Genomic DNA, 19,429 nt, shown 5'->3' with positions numbered 1-19,429 from the left:
CTTTCTTTTTAACTGAAGTAACCTGGAAATATTCGAGAATCCCTTCTGGCAAAAACAACTCAATTAAACTCTGATCCACTTTGTCTTTTTTTGACAAAGTTAATTCTTCAATCCTAAATCCCCAGAATTATTGCTTGATCCGGGTTTACCTGCTTTAATTATTTTTTTTCAAATTTAAAATGGGTGTAAAACAAAAAACCCCGTATTTCTACGAGGTTTTTGTGCCAGGAGCGGGACTTGAACCCGCACGAACTAATGTTCACAAGATTTTAAGTCTTGCGTGTCTACCAATTTCACCATCCCGGCTATGATTGTTATATGTGTCAAAAAAATAAGTGAGCCTATTGCTCACTTATTATAATTTTTGAGCGGGAGACGAGGTTCGAACTCGCGACCTCAACCTTGGCAAGGTTGCGCTCTACCAGCTGAGCTACTCTCGCTTTTCCCCGAATGGGAATGCAAATTTAACAGGCAGTTTTTAAAATACAATAGCTATTCAAAAAAATTTCGAAAATTTATGCCACTTGATTTTTAAATTGCTCTTTCAATTCTTTTGCTTCTTGCTTGTTTCGAGATTTTTTGATGTGTTTTGGCACTGGTTTTAAATCCCAAATCAAACCTAACATAGACATGAATTTTAATCCATAATATGTTAAATCTACTTCCCACCAGAAAAAGCCTTGCCTGGCAGAAGTCTCATAGTAGTGATGATTATTATGCCATCCTTCACCGAGTGTTAATAAAGCTAACCAAACGCTATTTCTAGATTCGTCACCAGTTTCATATCGCTGCTTTCCGAATTTGTGCATGATACTATTAATGGAAAAAGTAGCATGGTACAAAATGATAGTGCTTAAGAAAAATCCTATAAATAAAGTAGAAAAACCAGCCGCGCTAAACATTGCCATGATGCTTCCACCATTAACAATTCCTCCAAGTGCCATTACAGTTAGGGCCAAAATAACGGGTGGTACTAAATAATTTTTATTCAACCATCTCAATTCAGGATATTTGCTGTAATCAGAAATAACTTTAAAATCGGTGTTTTTAAAATCGGAACCAATAATCCAGCCTACGTGTGAATACCAAAATCCAAATTGAAGCATGCTATGTGGATCTTTGATAGTATCACTGTTCCTATGGTGATGACGGTGATGTGAAGCCCACCATAAAGCACCTTTTTGAGCAGATGTTTGCGCAAAGAACGCGATCAAAAACTGAAACCAACGAGATGTATTATAACTTCTGTGGGCGAAATATCTGTGATATCCACCTGTTACCCAGAACATGCGCCATACGTAAAGAAATGCGCAGACAGTCCAATCGAACCATGTTGCACCAGTCCAAATTGCACCAAGCGGCAATAAGTGAACAATACCAAAGCTTATCTCTTTTTTCCAAGTGCCTTTTTTACGAACTTTTAGATTTTCTTTTACTGCAACTGCCATTTTTTAATAGAATGTAATTTTATATGTATGTACAAAGATAGGATTAATCCTTTTTTAATCATGAAAAATCAAAACGAATCAAACTATAAATAAGTTCTTTTTCGAGGTTATTTCTCAGAATAACGTGCGGGTACTAATCGCCAGTAAATATTAACAGAGAAAAAAGTACTTTGTTGATTGAGTGTATTCCCATAACCCGCATAAGCTTCCAGCATAATATCTTTGCTAAAATAGTATCCAATTCCAACATTGGTATAATTATTCCATGCTTGCTGACCGTACTGACCATAAAATTCTAAGATAAAATCTAATGGATATGGAATGGTAAAAGTAAGCCCGGATAGATACATTAGGTTTGCCTGAGGGTCTCCATTAGCCCAATTCAAGCCTAGATTATTTTCCCAAGCTAAAAAACTGTCAATAATGTGTTCAGAAATTGCGGATACTTGAAAACTACCAAGCAATTCGCCCATTTCATTTTTTGAAAAGCCAACATTTGATTGAAAAGAGTAATTTTTACTGATTTTTTTCTTAAAACCTGCTGTTATGTTTGAAAGTCCATTGGAACGTCTCATTTGGTCAGATACAAAATATTGTTCTCTCGCATAGTTATAACTAATGGAAAAATCTAGGTTATGAAGTACTCCATATTTAAATAATCCATATTGAGAGATTTGTTGGTTAATTGTTCTTATGCTTTTTATTTGGCGTTCAAAATTTAATCCATATTCAATTTGAATGACGTCTTTTCCTACAAAATTCTTTCCCCCAGAAAAAACAATTGGTTGAATATCTTGTGCTAAAGATGCTGTTTTTACGCATAAAAGAATCAAAAAAAGGAGGTAGCGAGTCATTTTTTCGAGGATTTAATTCATATCCTCTGGTCTAAACCGAGTTATAATTCTATAAGAAACACCAGCCGTTATGAAATAACTTTTATAAGGATAATTCTCACCCCATCCAGCATTTAAATCCAGCAAAGTATCTTTGTTTATATTATATCCTAAACCTATATCGAAGTAATTATTGATTTTTGTTCTGATAAAATTCCCATAGCTCTCCGCTATTAAAGACAAGTTATCGGTTAGCGTTAAGGCGTAACTAAGTACATAAAATCCTGTTGGTTTATTATCATTACCATTCCAAAAGCCTCCAAGATTAGTTGTTAGACTTGAGTTTTCGCCTAATATTGTATTGTACATCAATCGAAACCTAGGGGCTATGTAGTTAATTTGATAATCTTTACCTCTTAATTTTGTTTCGATTCCCACCTGAAAAGCCATGTTTTTATTTATTTTTGTTCTGACTCTGAGCAAGCTAGTATTAAATCCTTTTCGGTAAATGCTCTTCATACCTTCTCTGATGAATTCTGTTGAGTTAATATGATTTAAAACTGCACTTATTTCAAAACGCTCACGAATTCCATAACGAACCACAAGGTTTTCTGTCACATTATTGACATTCCAATCTGAGGAGTCTCTAACATCACGTACATTATCAAATTGCACACCTGCTTGAAACTGTAAAACGCCTTTACCTACAGTTCCTACTCCATTACCAGTGCCAGGCCGAGCTGTTGCAATAGATTCGGTATACTGCCCATATAGTGATACGTATGAACAACTTAAGAATAATGATAATATAAATCTATTCATTTTACTGTTAGGAAAAGTTGCCTTTTATCCCGTACTGATTGGGTTTTTTTTAATAATTCTTGAAACTCCTCATCAGGTTGCGATATCACATTAGAGGCTTTTTTAACCAGTCGATTAAATTCTTCTACTATAGAACGAACGCTATATTTACTTGCTGCACTTGATATCTCCGTATGAACATCAGTGTAAATTTCATCTGTTACCATATTGTAAACATCATCTTGCTCATTCATCACAACCAACTTTTTTCCAAAAAGCGTTTTTTTAATGGTAGTATGGTTTTCTTTAAGCTTAGAAATTTTTTCATCAATTATGTTTAAGGCGTTTTGTTTTTCTAATGCCAATTCTATTTCAAAAAGATCATGAGAATATGCCCAAACTTCATTGTTGAAATTCTCCGCAGATGTTAATAAAGAATCATACCATTCCAAATCATTAGATAGGTTTCCAAATAAGGAAGTTTGATTTTTTAAAGTAGCATAATTGTTTTTGTATTCTTCAGTGTAGGCATAATTCACCATTAAACTATCGAAATCAATATTCAAAGTATTGGTTAATTCTTCAATTCTTTCCAATTGATTAAGGTTTCCAGGGTGAGTAACTTTAGCAACAAGTAATTCCCTAAATATTTGTTTTTCCTTCTTTTGTATCTTTAAGTAGGTGTTGGCATCTAGGCTGTTAATTTTATCTCCATCTACGTTATATTCTGATATTTTACTTAACTCGCCATCTTGGTCATAATATTCATACACACCTACCTTTTTACCTTCCGATTCGAAGCCTTCTGATTTTAAAGACTTGTTTGGGTAATAGGTTTCTGCTTCATAAACAACTGATAATTCACCTAAGGATTTGGCTAATTCTGTTTTGTCACTTATTAGTTCACTTCTTTTTAGAAGCGTATTATTTTCTCCATATGCTAAAATGACTGTTTCTATTCCATTTGCATATTCTATTTCAGTTTTTAAATTTCCAGCGTTGTTAAAGTATTTCCAAGTTTCTATTTTATAATTATTTTTCTTTGCACCAGATGCTTTTATTTTTCCATTTGCATAATAATTAGAAATATTTTTAAGACCATTTGGAGTGTAGCTAATCTCTTGAATAAGCGTTCCATTTTCATAAAACTTATTACCTATTTCTTTTCCATTGCTGTCATAATTTGAGATAGAAACTAGTTGGCCATTTTCATAATATTTCCATTCTCCTATATTTTGCACTTCCCAATCTTTTTGAATGTATCCAGAGATTGTTGCAGTTCCTTCGGATATCTTTTGAAGATTTGCATCATAATTAGTAATCAAAGGAAGGCCTCCGTTTTCAGCAAAAACTACTGTTTGTTTTAATTTTCCACCTTCAAAAATCTCAGTTTTACCTATAGGGTAGGAAGCAATTTCTTGACCTTTATACTTAAATTTTAAATTGACATATGAGGATTCATTGTTTTTAGTAAAAAGGAGCTTTTTTGCTGGGACATCTTTTTTCTCGAAAAGCACAAATTGTTTAACTAATTTATTTTCATCAAACACAGCTGTGAATTTTACATCACCAGTATTGCAATCGTAAACAATAAGTTCGTTGTGGTATTTAATTTGACCATCTTCAATGTATCTGAAGCCCAATGCTGCAATTTGTTTCTTTAATTGCTTCGTATTTAGTTCACCGTTATAATTAGCAAGGTTAACTTCGTCTGAACATACCGTTCTGATTTTCTCTAAATTTTGAGCGTCAATCTTAAAAAATGAGAATAGTAATATGATGAGTATAAATTTATTCATAATTGAAATTGTTTAAAAAATTAAGCAGATCTATTGTTTTCCTTTTTTGTTAGATAGGTACTTTCTGAAACTTTATGGATTATCTTTTCTAAATCGTTTGCAGATTTTTTAAGATGATTTAAAATAATTTTACCATTATCATCTACAGATTCGAAATCAAGTAAATTTAATAACCCTAATATAGAGGCTAAAGGAGCGCGCACTTCATGTGCATTTATAAAAGCGATATCGTCTAATTTTTTTTCAGAAACTCTTATTCTTTTCTCGAGGTTTACTTCAGCGGTAATGTCCGTAGAGTTCAAAATGACACCCATTATTCCATTATCTGAATCGGAAACAGGTTTAAGTTCAATATCTACAACTTTTTCATAACCGGAAAGATTACGGAATGATCGGCAGAACTTTTGACGTTGGCCTTGTTTGGCTTTATTAAAAAGGGCAGTGAATGTTTTGGAAAAAGAACCTCCAAAATAATCAGGCACTAATTCATTTAAACGGAGCTCTTTTTGAGTGTACCAAGACATGAATTCGTAGGCTGCAGCGTTGAATTCTATTACGGAACCATCCAAGCCAATCAATATATTAGCCTCATCAGCATCATTAAAAATGGCTTTCATCCAATTTTCAGTGGTGTCTTGCTTGCTAATCATGCTTTGTTGCGATTTACCAACAGTAGCAATTAAATTGAAGCCTATGTAAATCCCATCCTCATCTCTGGTAGGAACTATATTCGTATGAAACCAAGCGGGTTCATTTTTTAGAGTTGGAAAAGCAAAATTACCATTCCAAGATTTTTGTTGTTTTAAAAGGTAGCCAACTTCATCTTTAATGTAGTCTGGTAACCTTCCACACAAATGCTGAAAGAAATTCAGCTTATCTAAGTCTTCCCTATCTATACCAGTAACCTTTAGAAATGTATCATTAGCTGATAAAACATCATAGTCTTCATTAAGGGAGAGCAATACCACATTATTTGTCAAAAAATCAATTGGATCTTTTTTCACTTTTTGTGCTTGTTGAATGTTTATTACTTTTTCCATGCGGATTGTTAAACACAGTAAATACAAAAATGTTTAAGTATTTACTATTATATAGTCTACGTAATTATACTTACTACAGATTATGTAAGTGTAGTAAATACAAATTTTAGAAAAAATAGTTGTTAAAACAGTTAATTATTTTTTCAATGGAAGTAATAAATGCGGGTTGTAATAACAATAGGAAATAAAAAGTATCGTAAAATATCATTTCTAGAAGTATAATCTGTTTTTATGAAAGATTTATTGATAATTAGTTATTTTATTTGGTAAGATGAAAATGTAAGCTTTGCTTGAACTTACCTTTATAATCATTCAATAGCCCCATTTATTTTGGGTCGATAAGTAAAAATTCAGTCAATTTGAAGAATCAATCTAATGTGATGGACAAATTTAAATCCCTTCAATTAGATCCCTTGTATAAATTTCAATTATAAAGAATAACTAGTCCCATATTAGATTTCTCTACGATAGCCTTTACTTCATAGAGTATTTTTCGAATCCTGATTAAATGAATTTTGGAATTAGATAATAGGGCTTTTAGAAGTAGTTCTTAAAAACAACCTGTGAATTGTGTAACTTATAGCCTAACTTCTGTAATTCAACACCTCATATTTCTTTACACCTTTGTATCAAGTAAAACCCCATATCCGAATAATTTGGAAGGGGTATTTAAACAAACAAAGACGTGAAAATTTATCTAATTGCATTTATTATGGCCTTTATGGCTACAATTACCCTACAAGCCCAACATATGAACATTGGGATAAAAGGTGGTTTGAATTTGTATAGTGTTGTGAATGAAAATAGTGATGGAGAACCTATTACAGGGTATCACATCGGTTTGATTGGACATTTTCATTTAAACGATGATTTTGCTTTACAACCAGAATTGGTTTTTTCTACACAAGGTGCAGAAGTTATTAATAATGGAGTAAAATCACAATTGAACCTTGATTACATAAACGTACCCATTTTATTACAATATATGTTTGATAATGGGTTTAGATTTTATGTGGGTCCTCAGCTGGGGTTTCTAGTAAATGCCAAATCATTTGCTAACAATACTGAAACTGATAGAATGGATGATTTCAACAGTGTTGAAGTTGGAGCAGGACTAGGCTTGAGCTACATTAATCCTAATTCAAACTTCGGAATTGACGCTCGTTATAATTTGGGGCTAACCAATATTAACGTAAATGATTCTGAAGAGTCTTACAATAGGGGCTTACAAGTAGGCTTATTCTATCTTTTCAATCACAAATAATATTCCTTCATTAAATAATAATTAGAAAAAGATCCTTAGTGGTTGTTTTTCTAATTCATTTCTTAAACAATTTCCTATATGAAAGCTCCTTCAGCTCCTAAAAAATTAACCTGGATTCTTGGCCTTGCAGCTGGAATTTTAGGAATAATTGGTCACTATTTCAATGCTGATATTTTAACGCAGTATAATTATGAACTACTTCTCGGTGGTTTTATAGTACTCGCATTAGGGACCACATTCAGAGAAGTGTAATAAATCGATAGCGATATCCGATTTTCAAAAATTAAAAACCCCAACATGTTAAAAATAATTTGCTTTTTCATCACTTTTTTGATGATAAGCACGCTTGCAGCGCATGACAAATCAATAGTACAGAATGAAGCTGAGAATTTAGAAGTTTCAGGTGCAGAGTTGATCATACGATTTCAAAAATTAATTTCGGAAGATCATCAAAGACTCATTCAAATGAAAAGCCGCAGCAAGCAGCTTGAGCAAGAAGTGATTCATCTTACTAACGAATTTGAAAGATTAGATGCTGAATTGAAGGAAAATCTTGATTCTAAAGATTTTTCTGATCAAAATGAAAAATTAGAGCAAGTATTGAGTTCACTTGATTTTCATCTTCGTAGTGGTCAAGCCATATTACAACAGATAAGCATAGTAGAAACAAAAATTGAAAAGCAAGAAGAGTTAGTGGAATATATTACCACAGGTCAAGTGCCCATAAGTGAAGATTCTGTTATAAAACTTCTTTCCATTGCGGATACAGCGGTGCAGTCTGGAGCTAATTCCGAAACACAAAACAGAAAAGAGTTAGCAGCACTACAGGATTTACGTGTGCATAAGGCAGAATTGACCCACGCAAGAAATAATCTTTTCTTGGTGGATCAATTAATTAGAAAGCATAAAGAGGATATTGAACTCACTATTTTATTAACCAAAGCAACAACTGGATTAAAAGAACTGCTAGAAAAGCAACCTCAAAGTGCAACCGTTAAGCGTCATTTAAAAGAAGTATTCAGAAGATACGCCCAGGATACAGTAGTCCTGAATTCCTTGAAAATTAGAATTCAAACTTTGGAAGCTTATCGCCCTCCAGTAGTAGAAGCAGTAGGTGACGCTGAGGAGCGAGTGGATAGTGCCAAATCTGAGCTTGAATTTCTTCAAAGTTCGATTGCGCCACATAGAGTAGTTTATTGGCTGAAAACGCATCTTCCATCTATGGCCATTATTATTCTTGCTTTTTTTGTGATTTGGATCTTGAGTAGATGGAGTAGTAAACTGATTCTTAACAAGTTCATAAAAAGCAGAAAAAATGCGGAAAGTGCAGACCGTCTGGAGACTCTAAAACTAGCCTCAGGAAGTATTATCACTATTTTAGTAGTTCTAATAGGGTTTCTAGTTCTTTTATCACAGATAGGAGTTGATCTTACAGTGGTATTGGGTGGAGCAGCAGTGCTTTCCTTAGTTATAGCATTAGGGGCACAAAGTTTAGTAAAAGATTACCTTTCAGGCTTTATTATTTTACTTGAAAATCAGTACAGAGCAGGTAATGTGGTCAAAATTAATAGCACAACAGGAGTCGTAGAAAATATGAGTTTACGACTTACCGTATTGAGAGATTTGGAAGGTATCACACATTTTATTCCTCATGGACAGATAACGGATGTTAGCAATTTGACGCACCACTGGTCTCGTGTGATGCTTGAGATAGGCGTATCCTACAACGAAAATGTGGATAAGGTTATGATGGTTTTGCAGGAGCTCGGAAATGAAATGAAGACAGACGAAGTATATGGCTCACTTATCATCGGAGATATGGAAATGTTGGGCGTGGATAAATTTTGTGAGTCTGCTGTTGTGATTAAATTCCTGATAAAAACATGGCCACTGAAACAGTGGATTGTAAAACGAGAATTATTAAGAAGAATTAAAAACCGATTTGATGAACTCGGCATTGAAATACCATTTCCGCATCTTACAGTTTATCATCGTCAGTCTGAAAATCAATTAGAAAGTAAGCACTATTCGCCTGAAGCAGTGTAAAAGTAAACCGGTATCAATGTAATGAATCAGGAAAGACCCACTCCTGTCATTAATTGATACCGGTTTTATTAGCTCATCTATCCTTTCAATCCATTTTTAAAAAGCAGTAAAATATATAAACTTTTGTATCTGTTGTGTAAAGATTTGGACGATTGATAGCCCACCTTTGTATCAGTAAATTTTAATTAAAGAGGTATGATTAAATAAAAAAATGACACTATTAAAAGAGTAGCCACAGAGGCATACTCTTCCTTACAATTAAGAACAAAAACAATTTAAATATATAAAAATGAATACGAGAAAAAAATGGCTTACTGCATCAATATTTGCCCTAATTATGGCGGCATTTATGGTCAGTTGCGTTGATGAAAATGTGGAGCAAATTGGGACTTGTCCTGAGGTTGTTTCCACCGACCCAGAAAATCTGGAAAATGGGGTAAACCTGAATCAGGTTATTACAATAACTTTTAATGGCCCTATGGATCCTGAAACTATTTCGCAAGATGCTTTCATGCTTGAAAGTGGTACTGCTGTAAATGGTAGGATTGCTGGAATGGCGGAAGTTGCTGGCTCAGTTTCTTATAATGAAGAAAATTATACGATGAGCTTCACACCTGAAGTAGCTTTAATGGCTCAAACTAACTATACTGCAACTGTTGGCACTGTAGTTAAAGATCCATTAGGGAACGCTTTACAAGTGAATTATGTATGGCAATTTAGCACAGGTACTACACCTTTGGTAATGACTACTAGCCCTGCTAACCTTGCTACAAATGTTGCTCTTGATGCTGTGATTACTGCTGATTTTAATCAGAATATGGATCCTTTGTCAATTAACGCATCTTCTTTTACTGTTAGCAATGGAACTGATTTAATTGCTGGTCAGATAGAATACGCTGGAACTACAGCAAGTTTTATTCCAGATATGGAATTAGAAGGTGGAATTACTTATGTAGCCACCATCTCAACAGAAGCGATTAGTACGGATGCTATCCCAATGGAAAGCAATTATACTTGGGAGTTTACTACTGAAGATTTAGTGCCGTCAATAGTGGAGACAAGCCCTATGGATCTTGCAACGAATGTAGCTCGTGATGAAGAGATTACAGTCGATTTCAGTCAGAATATGGACCCAGCAACAATTACTTCTACTTCATTTACAGTAAGTGATGGAACAAATTTAATTACCGGTCAGATTAGTTATGCGGGTGTTAGAGCGACTTTCACTCCTGATAATAATTTAATGTCCGGTACGACTTATACCGCAACTGTTACAACAGCTGCTAAAAATGTCGATGGACTAGCTCTTGAGAATGACTATGAGTGGACTTTCAGCACTGTGGCTCCTTTAGGACCATCAGGCATTGATTTGCAGTCAATTGCAGCATACGGAATTTTTGCAGGTGTTGGTGTTAGCAATAACGCTGGTTTTAGTGAAATCCGTAATATGAATGTTGGGATAACTCCTGGCGTGCGTTCATCTATCACAGGATTTCCTCCTGCAATAGTGGTAAACGGTGCGATTCATGCTTCAGATGATACTGAACCAGCTGGAATAGCAGCTACTTTGCAGCAGGCTAAAGATGACCTTGTTGAAGTTTATCTTTTTGTTGAAGGTGCAACTTCCCCAGCTCCATCTTCAGTAGCAGGTGATTTAGGTGGAACAACACTTGCGCCTGGTATTTATAAGTCGACTTCTACATTGTTACTTCAATCTGGTGACCTTACGCTTGATGCGCAGGGTGATGAAAACGCAGTTTGGATTTTTCAAATTGCATCTGATTTCACCACAGTAGGTGGAGCAGGTGGAAACGTGATTCTTAGTGGAGGAGCTCAGGCTAAAAATGTGTACTGGCAGACTGGTAGTTCAGCAACAATCGGAGATGGTACTTCTTTCAAAGGAAATATCTTAGCTCTTACATCAATCACAATGAATTCTGGAGCAGTTGCCGAAGGTAGAATGCTTGCTAGAAATGGTTCAGTTGTCATGACCGATACCAACATCATTGAAAAACCATAATTTAAACAAAATAATGTTATCTAAAATAAATTTAAAAGAGGGATCACGCAATGCGTGGTCTCTTTATAATCTGGTCATCAAAAGTGCACTATTTTGCATTGTGATGATTACAGGAGCGTATTTACCACTTCAAGCGCAGGTTAAGGAATATACAAAACCTTCTTTGTGGTTTGGTGTAGCTGCTGGTGGAAACTTCAACTTTTATAGAGGAACTACGCAAGAATTAAATGCTGATTTAACAACGCCTACAGCTTTTCGTCATGGCAGTGGATTAGGATTATTTCTTGCTCCTTCTATTGAATATTATAAGCCAAATTCAAAATGGGGAGTTATTCTTCAGGCGGGTTATGATAGCCGTAAAGGTACATTTGACAGAGTAGTTACTCCCTGTGATTGTCCTGCAGATTTAAAAACGAATCTTGGCTATATTACGGTAGAACCAAGCTTACGTTTTGCGCCATTTAAATCAGGTTTTTATCTTTTTGGTGGTCCGAGATTGGCTTTTAATTTGTCAAAAGATTTCACGTATCAGCAAGGTCAAAACCCTAATTTCCCTGCTGAAGCGGAATCTCCTGCTGTGGAAGGTGAGTTTAGCGCTATTGAAAACTTATTAGTCTCTATGCAAATAGGAGCTGGTTATGATATAGAGCTTTCTTCACAAAATAGAAAATCACAATTTGTACTATCTCCGTATGCTTCTTTTCATCCTTATTTTGGACAAAATCCACGTTCCATCGAAACATGGAATAACACCACACTAAGAGCGGGTGTAGTTTTAAAAATGGGGCGTGGTAAGGAAATTGAAAAACCAAAAGAGACGAGTGCAATTGCTGTACTTGCTCCTGAAGTAAATTTTTCAGTAGTTTCTCCAGAAAATATCCCGGTTGAGCGTAGAGTAAGAGAAACTTTCCCTGTCCTTAATTATGTGTTTTTTAACTTAGGATCTACGGAGATACCAGAGCGTTACGTAACCTTGACTAAAGATCAGGTAAAAGACTTTAAAGAAGACCAATTGGAAGTTTTTAAGCCTAAAAAGTTGTCAGGTCGCTCTGAAAGACAAATGGTAGCTTATTACAATGTGTTGAACATCCTAGGCGACCGTATGGGTAAAAACCCATCAGCTAACATTACTTTAGTAGGTTCTTCAGAAAAAGGTCCAGAAGATGCGAAAGCAATGGGCAATTCTATCAAGGATTACTTAGTGAATATTTTTGGAATCAGTCCATCAAGAATCAGTGTTGAAGGACGTAGTAAAGCTGAAATTCCTTCTGAACAAGTAGGTGGTGAAAAAGAATTGAAGCTGCTTCGTCAAGAAGATCGTAGAGTTTCTATTGAAAGTAGTTCTCCTGCTTTACTTATGGAATTCCAGAGTGGTCCTAATGTGATGTTGAAACCAGTTGTTTTAGATGCAACTCAAAAAGCACCAATTGATAGCTACATAACATTTAATAATGGTGGTTCAGAAAGCGCATTCGAATCATGGAATGTAGAAGTGAAAGAAGAAGGAACGGATAAAGTTCAAAATTTCGGTCCTTACACTACGGAATCAGTAAGCATCCCTGGAAAATCAATTTTGGGTGCTAAACCTGAAGGCGACTATACTGTGACCATGCTTGGAAAAACAAAAAGTGGTGAGATTGTTAGAAAAGAAAGCAAGGTGCATATGGTACTTTGGACTCCCGATACAGATGAGCAAGGTAAAAGATACAGTGTAGTTTACGGATTTAACGATTCAAAATCTATTGCAATGTATGAGAAATACCTTACTGAAATTGTAACGCCACAAATCCCGAAAAACGGAATTGTAAGTATACATGGTTATACTGACGTAATAGGAAATGCAGAGAATAACCAAAAATTATCGACTGCAAGAGCGGAAGATGTTAAGAAAATTATCTCAGCAGCTTTATCAAAATCTAAAAGGTCAGACGTTACTTTTAAATTGTATGGCTTTGGGGAAAATGAAGACTTATCGCAGTTTGAAAATAAACTTCCTGAAGAGCGCTTTTACAACAGAACAGTTATTATTGACATATTCACAAAATAAGACTTTCATTAGTTAGGTTTAGAAAAGGCTACCAATTAGGTAGTCTTTTTTTTTGCTTGTATTTTTTCTGATCTATGACAGCAACTATTCTCAGCAATTCATTCGGTGCGTCATTCCTGCGAAAGCAGGAATCTTTTGATTTTAATCAAGGGTTAAAATATTTATTGCTATTTATGCCGCTTGCAAGAATACCACCTGGCATATTATCTTTTTCTAGAATATCAATAAGATTTATTGAAGCTTCGTCTCAATATTACAAGATTCCTGCCTTCACAGGAATGACGTTCTAATCTATCTAAGTAAGCTGGCGTGCTTCCCAGCTCGTAACATACTTTACTTCAATTTACTTTTCAATTCATTCAACTTAAGCAATGCCTCCACTGGTGACATCGAATTGATATCCAGCTTATCCAGTAATTCCTTTATTTCTGAAAGCACAGGGTCTGCTTCGAACATATTAAGTTGATAATTATTTTTAGGAACCTCAGTCATTTTTCGATTGGCTTTGTCCCTTATTTTATCTTTCTCTAGATGATGCATGATTTCATTCGCTCTTAACACCACAGGATTTGGCATTCCAGCTAAATGTGCTACATGAATACCAAAACTATGCTCACTTCCTCCTTTCTTCAGCTTTCGCAAAAAGATGATCTCTCCATCTATTTCCTTCACAGAAACATTATAATTTTTGATTCTTGGAAAATCATGGGCTAATTGATTCAGTTCATGATAATGGGTCGCAAAAAGCGTTTTAGCTTTAGATTTTGGGTGGTTATGCAAAAATTCCACTATGCTCCAGGCAATGGAAACCCCATCATAGGTACTGGTTCCTCGTCCGATTTCGTCCATTAGCACCAAACTTCTGTCAGAAAGATTATTTAAAATACTGGCGGTTTCCGTCATCTCCACCATAAATGTTGATTCTCCTTTTGAAAGATTATCGGAAGCCCCAACTCTGGTGAAAACTTTATCCACTAGACCAATCTCCGCTGATTTAGCCGGAACATAACAACCCATTTGTGCCATTAAAACTATCAAAGCAGTTTGTCTCAATAGTGCAGACTTACCTGCCATGTTGGGTCCCGTAATAATCATGATTTGCTGGCTCTCATTATCTAGGAATACATCATTTGGAATATATTCCTCTCCATGAGGCAATTGCTGTTCGATTACCGGATGGCGACCTAATTTTATATCTAAAACAGTGCTTTCAGATATTTGCGGTTTTACATAATCATTGGAACGCGCTATTTCTGCAAAGCTTAACAAGCAATCTACCTGAGCTATTATTCTGGCATTTTGCTGAATGGGGCTCACGAAATCCATGGCATTTTGCAATAGCAATTGAAAAATTCTTTGCTCTATTGCTACCATTTTGTCTTCCGCTCCTAAGATCTTTTCTTCATAAACTTTCAGTTCCTCGGTGATATATCGTTCTGCATTCACCAAAGTCTGCTTTCGAATCCATTCCTGAGGCACCTTATCTTTATGCGAATTGGTTACCTCCAGATAATAACCAAATACTTTATTATAGGCTACTTTCAGAGAAGTGATTCCTGTCTTTTCCATTTCACGCTTTTGCAATTGAAGCAAATAATCTTTCCCTGAAAAAGCGATTTTCTTCAACTCGTCTAAATCATTATCCACTCCTTCCTTAATCAAATTGCCTTGATTAGTATGTAAAGGAGCATCTTCCATGAGTTGCTCGTCAATCAATTCATATAAATACTCGCAAGGATTGATTTGATTCGATAGTTTTTTCAAGGCAGACTCACCGGAATCTTCCAAAGCTTTTTTCAAAGGGGCCATTAATCCCAAAGCCTTTTTCAACTGATTCAACTCCCTCGGGTTCACTCTTCTTACCGCCACTTTGGAAATTAATCTTTCCACATCTCCCATGGACTTTAGAGAGGTTCTTAGGCTTTCGGTTAAGTCATTATTTTTATGAAAAGCCTCCACAATTTGCAAGCGTTCTTCAATGACTGCCTTATCTTTAACAGGCAAAACCATCCATTTTTTGATTTGGCGAGAGCCCATTGGAGTCAAGGTCTTATCCAGTATTTGAATGAGCGGAATGCCACCTTCTTGCTGAGGATAAACTAACTCCAGATTTCGAATGGTGAATTTATCCATCCACACATATTTCTCCTCTTCAATTCTGGAGATAGAGGCAATATGTTCAATTTTTTTATGCTCGGTTTCTTCCAGATAATGGAGAATTGCTCCGGCAGCAATTATTCCTTCTTCCAGGTTTTCAATTCCAAATCCTTTTAAGGAATTGGTCTTAAATTGCTTGGTAAGTTTTTCGTAGGCAAAATCAAAAGCGTAAATCCAATCTTCCAGATGATGGATGTTATAATCGTCAGAGAATTTTTGTGAAAATACATCCCGAGCTGATTTGGAATATATGATTTCCGATGGCTGGAAACCCTGCAATAATTTATCGATATAGGATGCGTTTCCTGAGGCAGTCATAAACTCACCTGTGGAAATATCAAGGAAAGCGATTCCTAAAGCATTTTTTGAAAAATGAATGGAAGCTAAGTAATTATTTCTGCCCGTTTCTAACACGTTATCATCAAAACTAACGCCAGGCGTCACCAATTCGGTGACTCCTCTTTTTACAATTCCTTTTACCGATTTTGGGTCTTCCAACTGGTCGCAGATGGCAACTCGATATCCAGCGCGCACTAGTTTCGGCAAATAGTTATCCATCGAATGATGCGGAAAACCAGCCAATTCAATATGTGATGCAGAGCCGTTTGCCCTTTTGGTCAGGATTATATTTAATATTTTGCTCGCCTTTACGGCATCTTCCCCAAAAGTTTCATAAAAATCGCCCACACGAAACAGCAAAAGCGCACCAGGATATTTGGCTTTTATCTGATTGTACTGTTTCATTAAAGGAGTTTCCTTCGCTTCTTGAGTCTTCGCCATGCTTTTAGGGAAATGTTCTTAGTTTTGCACTTCAAAGATGATAAAATATGAGGAAATTAGCCAATGAAGAATTAAATCGATTGGAAGTTGATGAATTCAAAAAGGTCAAGAAAAACCCAATCGTTTTGGTGCTGGACAACGTCAGGAGCATGAATAATGTTGGCTCTGCCTTCAGAACCGGAGATGCATTTTTAATAGAAAAAATTTATTTGTGCGGTATTACAGCCCAGCCTCCTCATAGAGAAATCAACAAAACTGCTTTAGGTGCTACCGATACGGTGGAATGGAAGCATTTTGAAAATACACTTGATGCAGTGGAAGATTTAAAAAAAGAAGGCTATCAAGTTTTAAGTGTGGAACAAGCTGAAAATAGTTTAAGCCTAGAAAATTTCATGCCTAAACCTGATGAAAAATATGCTTTCGTTTTCGGTAATGAGGTGTATGGAGTTGAGCAAGAAGTAGTAGACAATAGCCACCACTGTTTAGAAATTCCTCAATTTGGCACTAAGCATTCCTTGAATATTTCGGTTAGTATTGGGGTTGTGCTTTGGCATTCGGTTTTAGGCCTCCTAGCCCCCAAAGGGGGAAGATCCACGGAATAACTGGTGCTTTAATTTTCAATTAGTTCCAACTTAATGAAGCAATAGTATTTCTAGAATAGCAAGATTTTTCATCATTAGTACCAATAATAGACATCTTTCTGATTTCCTAAATAGGATACCCTAGCTAAATAGGTTATAAATAATTTTAAAGTATATAGAAACTAGGTAAACAGGGTTTGATAAAGTTAAATTTATTTGATGAATTCTTTAATGGCTAAATCCCCCAATTTCGCTTAAGCGAAAAAGCGGGAAGGAGGGTAAAATGGCGGGAATGCGTTGGTATTAGCGGGTAGAAGCATCATTTTACCTAGATTTTTTGCATACTTTTTCATCATTGGAAAAAGTATGAAGCATTAAAGCTAGATGAAAATACAAGAATTGGCAATTTACGGCTTATTTCTGGCTGCATTAAGATTTTAAGAAAGTCTTTAAATAAATAAAATGTAGAATTTTATTATTACCGAGGGAAACAGTCGTAACATTTTTCATCATCAGTACCAATCATAGACATCTTGCCTTAACTTTACACTTTTAAGTAGAAAGCCATACAATATGACCTTAGCGCATAAATCTGAGTTTTACAGCCAAAAAATAAGTCAATTTCAAAGTGAAGTAGAGAAAAACAGAAAGCTTACCAATCAATTTGGAACGATTCGCTTTCTGTACTTTTTAGCCGTGATTATTTTAGCTGTTTATTTTATTAATGATAGAAATGGTCTTGCCACAAGTTTAATATTAATTCCTTTTCCATTAATTTTTGGTTGGCTGGTTAATAAGCATAAGTCAAAGAAAAGATTACTGGACTTGGGCCGAAACAGAATCATATTTTTAAATGAGGAAATTGATAGGCTACATCTGAAATTAGATAAGCTTCCGACTGGTGAGCGATTTAATGATGGTTTGCATGAATATGCTCCTGATATGGATATTTTTGGAAGGCATTCTGTATTTTCATTGGTCAATAGAAGCGTTCTGATTTTTGGTCAGGAGAGCCTAGCGAATTGGTTTAAAAATCCTGCCAGCAAAGAAGAAATTCTTTCCCGACAGGAAGCGGTGGAGGAAATGAAAAATGAATTTGAATGGCGATTGGAATGGTGGGCAGAAAGCCGTGTGAAAGAAGGAAAAGATGAACGTGAAAATTTGAAGGGGATTTTTAATTTTTTCTCTAAATCGAAGGAAGAGAAAATTAAGCCAATATTTAAATTCATTCCATACATTGCTATTTTCCAACTATTGGTATTTATAGCTCTATCAATCACTGGACTTCTGCCATGGTCTTTTGTGGGTTTAGGATTTCTTGTCAATATACTTTTATTATTGCCTATTCAGAGAACCTTCATGCGTCTTCAATCTGAAACATCAGCGATAGCAGTTCACCTAGAACAGCACAAAAACCTGTTTAAGATGGCGGAGGAAAAGCAAGTGGAAGCTGCCTTATTTAAGGATTTACAGCGCAATTTTCAAAACCCTAAAGCCTCACAAAAAATCAATAAACTTTCCCGAATCCTCAACTGGATGCATTCTCGTGCAGGAATGATGTACTGGATGATAAATCCATTTTTGTTGATTGACTACTGGGTTTTAAACAATGTGGTGACCTGGAAAAACCAATACGGAAAATCTATTGAGGGCTGGTTTAAAGCCATTGGAGATTGGGAGGCCATCATGAGTATGGCCGATTTTGCTTTTGCACATGACAACTACAAAATCGCTAAAATTTCAGATGCTAAATGTGAATTAAAAGCCAAAGACTTGGGACATCCACTTTTGGGGCATGATGAAAGAGTTTGCAATGATTTTGAAATGATAGGGCCAGGTGCTGTGACTTTAATCACGGGTGCTAATATGAGTGGGAAAAGTACATTCGAGCGTTCTCTAGGCGTAAATATGGTATTGGCGCAAATGGGTGCAGTTTGCTGTGTGGAAAGTTTTGAGTTAAGTCCTTTGCAGTTGTTTACCAGCATGCGAACTCAGGATAATCTAGAAGAAAACACTTCTTCTTTCTACGCAGAATTGAAAAGATTAAAGCAATTAGTGGACATGACCAAAGTGCCACAGGAAAGGCCAATTTTTTACTTATTAGATGAGATTTTAAAAGGCACGAATTCAGAAGACAGAAACATTGGAGCCGAAAGTTTGATTAGGCAATTGATGAAAACCAACAGCATGGGTTTAGTTTCTACCCACGATTTATCCTTGGCCAAATTGGAAAATGAATTAGAAAATTTCCAGAACTATAGCTTCAATAGTGATGTAAGCGGAGATGAGATTCTATTTGATTATAAATTACATCATGCTCCCTGCCATACTTTTAATGCAGTTTCGCTGATGAGAAAAATGGGGATTGAGATAATTAAGAATGGGTAGGTTAAGGTAAATTATGCAAAAGAATGTAATAGAGTTTGCACTCTTTTTGTTTCGCAATGCGCGCCCAATTCCGTTAAGCTAAGCTTTTTTAAAACTCATCCTTTAATACTATTCCTATCGGAGAAGGGAAATTGTCTTAACTTAATGAAATTGAGCACACGCTAGGAGCAAAGGAGAACAACACGCTTTTCAAGCACTATTCCTTTACTAATCTGTAATTCGATA

General features: G+C 35.5%; 13 protein-coding genes and 2 tRNA genes. 7 read left to right on the top strand and 8 right to left on the bottom strand.

Going from position 1 to position 19,429, the window contains the following annotated elements:
• Positions 1 to 222 precede the first annotated feature (222 nt).
• From VFM92_RS16295 to VFM92_RS16265, 7 genes are all read right to left on the bottom strand, one after another.
• Positions 223 to 306 (bottom strand) — tRNA-Leu (locus tag VFM92_RS16295).
• A gap of 61 nt (positions 307 to 367) precedes the next feature.
• Positions 368 to 440, bottom strand: a tRNA-Gly gene (locus VFM92_RS16290).
• A 75-nt stretch (positions 441 to 515) separates the two neighbouring features.
• Complete coding sequence (locus tag VFM92_RS16285; protein WP_325123295.1) at positions 516 to 1,448, bottom strand: acyl-CoA desaturase; 933 nt, start codon at positions 1,446 to 1,448, stop codon at positions 516 to 518.
• Positions 1,449 to 1,555: 107 nt separating this feature from the next.
• Positions 1,556 to 2,302: a hypothetical protein gene (locus VFM92_RS16280; protein ID WP_325123294.1), complete on the bottom strand. Its 747-nt coding sequence runs from the start codon at positions 2,300 to 2,302 to the stop codon at positions 1,556 to 1,558.
• A gap of 12 nt (positions 2,303 to 2,314) precedes the next feature.
• A complete protein-coding gene (locus VFM92_RS16275; protein ID WP_325123293.1) occupies positions 2,315 to 3,103 on the bottom strand; it encodes a transporter in 789 nt (262 codons plus the stop codon).
• The gene (locus VFM92_RS16270) at positions 3,100 to 4,881 is read right to left on the bottom strand and encodes a hypothetical protein (RefSeq protein WP_325123292.1); all 1,782 of its coding nucleotides are present in this window, start codon (positions 4,879 to 4,881) and stop codon (positions 3,100 to 3,102) included. The genes VFM92_RS16275 and VFM92_RS16270 overlap by 4 nt, the downstream gene beginning before the upstream one ends.
• A gap of 20 nt (positions 4,882 to 4,901) precedes the next feature.
• Positions 4,902 to 5,921: a PAS domain-containing protein gene (locus tag VFM92_RS16265; protein ID WP_325123291.1), complete on the bottom strand. Its 1,020-nt coding sequence runs from the start codon at positions 5,919 to 5,921 to the stop codon at positions 4,902 to 4,904.
• 685 nt (positions 5,922 to 6,606) lie between these two features.
• Between VFM92_RS16265 and VFM92_RS16260 the strand changes: the two genes are divergently transcribed.
• From VFM92_RS16260 to VFM92_RS16240, 5 genes are all read left to right on the top strand, one after another.
• A complete protein-coding gene (locus tag VFM92_RS16260) occupies positions 6,607 to 7,185 on the top strand; it encodes a porin family protein (protein ID WP_325123290.1) in 579 nt (192 codons plus the stop codon).
• Between the two features lie 78 nt (positions 7,186 to 7,263).
• Complete coding sequence (locus VFM92_RS16255; protein ID WP_325123289.1) at positions 7,264 to 7,437, top strand: hypothetical protein; 174 nt, start codon at positions 7,264 to 7,266, stop codon at positions 7,435 to 7,437.
• Positions 7,438 to 7,482: 45 nt separating this feature from the next.
• Positions 7,483 to 9,231 carry a mechanosensitive ion channel domain-containing protein gene (locus VFM92_RS16250; protein ID WP_325123288.1) on the top strand — a complete coding sequence of 583 codons (1,749 nt, stop codon included), beginning with the start codon at positions 7,483 to 7,485 and terminating at the stop codon, positions 9,229 to 9,231.
• A gap of 289 nt (positions 9,232 to 9,520) precedes the next feature.
• Positions 9,521 to 11,251 (top strand): ice-binding family protein, encoded by a 1,731-nt coding sequence (locus VFM92_RS16245; protein WP_325123287.1) that lies wholly within the window; start codon positions 9,521 to 9,523, stop codon positions 11,249 to 11,251.
• A 13-nt stretch (positions 11,252 to 11,264) separates the two neighbouring features.
• Entirely contained in the window at positions 11,265 to 13,298 is a 2,034-nt protein-coding gene (locus VFM92_RS16240) for an outer membrane beta-barrel protein (protein WP_325123286.1), read from the top strand.
• Between the two features lie 333 nt (positions 13,299 to 13,631).
• On the opposite strand, the gene mutS is transcribed toward VFM92_RS16240, so the two are convergent.
• Entirely contained in the window at positions 13,632 to 16,235 is a 2,604-nt protein-coding gene (gene mutS / locus VFM92_RS16235; protein WP_325123285.1) for a DNA mismatch repair protein MutS, read from the bottom strand.
• 47 nt (positions 16,236 to 16,282) lie between these two features.
• Here mutS and VFM92_RS16230 point away from each other — a divergent pair, with 47 nt between their 5' ends.
• Both VFM92_RS16230 and VFM92_RS16225 read left to right on the top strand, forming a co-directional pair.
• Positions 16,283 to 16,837 (top strand): RNA methyltransferase, encoded by a 555-nt coding sequence (locus VFM92_RS16230; protein ID WP_325123284.1) that lies wholly within the window; start codon positions 16,283 to 16,285, stop codon positions 16,835 to 16,837.
• A 552-nt stretch (positions 16,838 to 17,389) separates the two neighbouring features.
• The gene (locus tag VFM92_RS16225) at positions 17,390 to 19,204 is read left to right on the top strand and encodes a MutS-related protein (protein ID WP_325123283.1); all 1,815 of its coding nucleotides are present in this window, start codon (positions 17,390 to 17,392) and stop codon (positions 19,202 to 19,204) included.
• The last annotated feature ends 225 nt before the right edge of the window (positions 19,205 to 19,429 follow it).

The sequence above is a fragment of the Marivirga sp. genome (genome assembly GCF_035704835.1).
In the GTDB taxonomy this organism is placed as follows: Bacteria; Bacteroidota; Bacteroidia; order Cytophagales; family Cyclobacteriaceae; genus Marivirga.
Note: the sequence above shows the minus strand (reverse complement) of the source record. Positions and strands in the feature narration are given on the sequence as shown.